Source organism: Pseudomonas sp. G(2018), assembly GCF_005502415.1.
In the GTDB taxonomy this organism is placed as follows: Bacteria; Pseudomonadota; Gammaproteobacteria; order Pseudomonadales; family Pseudomonadaceae; genus Aquipseudomonas.
On sequence record NZ_SCOO01000081.1, the window covers coordinates 1 to 2,761 of the forward strand.

At 57.2% G+C, this 2,761-nt stretch carries 4 protein-coding genes; all 4 read right to left on the reverse strand.

The features are described 5' to 3' along the window. Window positions 1-580: 580 nt before the first annotated feature. Window positions 581-1,318, reverse strand: coding sequence for an A24 family peptidase (locus tag FFS64_RS31080; RefSeq protein ID WP_137808449.1), 738 nt, complete (start codon window positions 1,316-1,318; stop codon window positions 581-583). Beyond that, a complete protein-coding gene (locus tag FFS64_RS31085; RefSeq protein ID WP_137808450.1) occupies window positions 1,308-1,754 on the reverse strand; it encodes a hypothetical protein in 447 nt (148 codons plus the stop codon). Before FFS64_RS31085 ends, FFS64_RS31080 begins: the two co-directional genes overlap by 11 nt. Then, entirely contained in the window at window positions 1,747-2,307 is a 561-nt protein-coding gene (locus FFS64_RS31090) for a hypothetical protein (protein WP_137808451.1), read from the reverse strand. Before FFS64_RS31090 ends, FFS64_RS31085 begins: the two co-directional genes overlap by 8 nt. A gap of 105 nt (window positions 2,308-2,412) precedes the next feature. After that, window positions 2,413-2,568 (reverse strand): hypothetical protein, encoded by a 156-nt coding sequence (locus FFS64_RS31405; protein WP_171017172.1) that lies wholly within the window; start codon window positions 2,566-2,568, stop codon window positions 2,413-2,415. Window positions 2,569-2,761: the final 193 nt, after the last annotated feature.

The following is a 2,761-nucleotide window of genomic DNA, read 5'->3' on the forward strand; positions in this document are numbered from 1 at the left end:
AGGTGGCCGTGCCCTGCCCTGCTCTTTCCCGCGGCTGATCGCGCACCTGGTGCACGTCGGTCGACGCGCCCGGGCCAGCACCTGGTCAGCTGCTCGATGCCGGCGGCGCCGGCAGCTGCTGCACGTGACGTGATCGAGGCCGGTGTCGATCGGTATGGCCGGCGATCGCCGGTGAAGCATATCCAGGAGGGGGTGCCGTGTTGGCCAGCGGATCCGCGCTCGATCGGCGCGGCGGGTTTGGCGACGTCCAGGGCCATGCGCTGCAGGCGGCGCCGGTGGCCACCGCGAGGTGGCCGTGCCCTGCCCTGCTCTTTCCCGCAGCGGATCGCGCACCTGGTGCACGTCGGTCGATGTGCCCGGGCCAGTACCTGGTCAGCTGCTCGATGCCGGCGGTGCCGGCAGTTGCTGCAGGTGTTCGTGATCGAGGTCGGTGCCGATTGGCGCGACCAGCGCGACTAAACAAAGATTCACCCAGTTGCACTGGTAGAGCGCTTCATCAGCTGTCGTGGTCTGTCACCCTGCCGTGACTGACGAAACGCTCTCCGGTACAACCGCGCTGTTTGGAATATTGAGTCTTGGATCAGTCGAGAAGCAACGAAAACGTATTCACCGAATAGAGCATCACACTCCACCCTGCAGCAGAAATATAGGGTCCAAACGGAAAGACTGCCGAATCGGTTGTGGGATGAACGCTAACAAATCGTTTAAGTGAATACACCAAGATGCCGAATAATGCGGCTAAAAACACAGTGAATGGCAGAATCTGCCACCCGCCCCAAGCCCCGATAACACTCACCAATTTCAAGTCGCCATGACCAATACCTTCCTGGCCGGTGGCCACGCGAAAGAGCCAGGAGATAATCCATAGTGACGTGTAACCGCCGATAGCCCCCCATAATGCGGCCGAGCTCGTAGTGTACAAACCGAAGTTATTCACTATCAAACCAGCCCATACAAGCGGTATGACAATTATATCCGGTAGGATCTTGTGATCAGCATCGATCAAACTTACTGCGATCAAAGACCACGTCAGCACGATGAAGACACACCCTTCGAGCGTAAGGTCGAAATGGTGAATGACTCCAGCGCTCAGTAAACCACAGGCAATGACAACAAGCGTTTGGCGCGTCGCTGAGTGAGGGTTGTTGAATTCAGGCAGAGACCGATGATCTGCCGAAAGCCCAAGAATGTCCCTGGCCTCCATCTCCCATTGCCGGAACAGGTACCTGGGTATCCAGGCTACGACAACGTTGATAGCACCACCTGCAATGATCCCAATCGCGAACACGACAGCAAAAAGGGTCAGACTATCTGACATGTTCTTCCTCCTTGATCGAGCTTGTTGTGCCAGCACCAGTGAACCATTCGGCCTCACCAACTTCCGCATCCGGATGGGTTGCGAGGACGCAGAGGCCTTCATAGCCCGCCCAAGAAAGTAATCGCCCTGGAGCCAGGTCCTGGGCGGCTTTACAGAGCGCCATAATGTCCTGCGGGAGTTCGCCATTCTTGGTAGCGATCCCGCGTTTGACTCCGACCACGGCAAGCGTGCAGTCATGAGTACGTTCGGAGTCTCGTTCGGTCCGCCGTGCTTTCACATACTCGTTCATGGAGGTGACGCCGAGAGCTCTCATGGACGCCACGGTTGAAAAGCGGTCGCCTCGGTAATCAAGCAGTCGATCCAACGGATCTTCTTTGATAAAGGTCAAAAGATCATCGGCACTTTCAAGGAGCCGGACACCTTCAAACTCACGCATGCTTCTTCCTCTGGCCGGCCAAATAGAGCGACCGAATGATTCCAATCGGGTCGGATGCCAGCTTTTGAGCTCCGAGGTCATATGAGGGGGTTACGTCATGGGGCGAGGGATCGAGCAGGTACAGCAATTCGTGACGAAGATCCAAACTTTCGTACAGCGCCGAAGCGCGGGGGTCACGCCCTTCGTCAAGGCTGATTTCAGCAAGATGCTGCAGTTCAACTACCAGACTGTCACGCGCCTGGGCGTATGCGACGCGTGACGCTACATCACCGGGTGCTTCCCCGCTGACCACGGGATGGCTATCTGAAGAAACGCGAGGATAGGCGCATACAAACCTTGAGTAAGGCTCGTCCCTAAGAATTCTGTCCAAAGTAGTACGAGCGTCTTCCGTTGAGTTGCTCCATCGCTCATTGCCCATCCGGGCCAAGGATCCATCAGACAGCTGAGTCCACGGACCAATGAACAGCGATTGCTCATAGATACGACGAACACTTCGATATTTGACGCTTGCTAATGCCGCGCTGACTAATGCCAGTAAGTACCTATCGCGCATTGCTGAGCCTCCGTTAGGTCAATTCAAGTTTTGCCAATAGGATTGACGAAATATGTTTTCGTATTCTAACCATGATACAGATTTATATAGGTGATATTCAGCGCATCAGGAACGAAATCGGTCGCGCTTCTGCTCAAGGGTCAGCCCGGAAGCCGCACGGGGAGCACCGCCTGCTTGCAGGCGAGCACCGAACGGGTGAGGACTGAAGCGCAGCGGTCCCTTTACCAGGTGGCTGGTGATAAAGGCTCCCCCGGCGGTCATGGGGTTGCTTCTCCCCCATGGCCGTTGGGGTCAGAGGCCGACTCGCTCCCTTCCTGGAGGGAAGGGCGGGGGGATGGGTTTGGCCGCCGCCGGCGGCCGGTATTGGCCGTCATCCACAAATCCACGGTCTGTGTTAGGGGATGGGTCAGGGGATCCCCGTGCAGGCGGTGGGGTTCGTGGGTGATCGGTGCTC

Bases quoted from the DNA above. Each gene is read 5' to 3' on its own strand.
- FFS64_RS31080 (WP_137808449.1), bottom strand. From the start codon at position 1,318: ATGTCAGATAGTCTGACCCTTTTTGCTGTCGTGTTCGCGATTGGGATC.
- FFS64_RS31085 (WP_137808450.1), bottom strand. From the start codon at position 1,754: ATGCGTGAGTTTGAAGGTGTCCGGCTCCTTGAAAGTGCCGATGATCTT.
- FFS64_RS31405 (WP_171017172.1), bottom strand. From the start codon at position 2,568: ATGACCGCCGGGGGAGCCTTTATCACCAGCCACCTGGTAAAGGGACCG.
- FFS64_RS31090 (WP_137808451.1), bottom strand. From the start codon at position 2,307: ATGCGCGATAGGTACTTACTGGCATTAGTCAGCGCGGCATTAGCAAGC.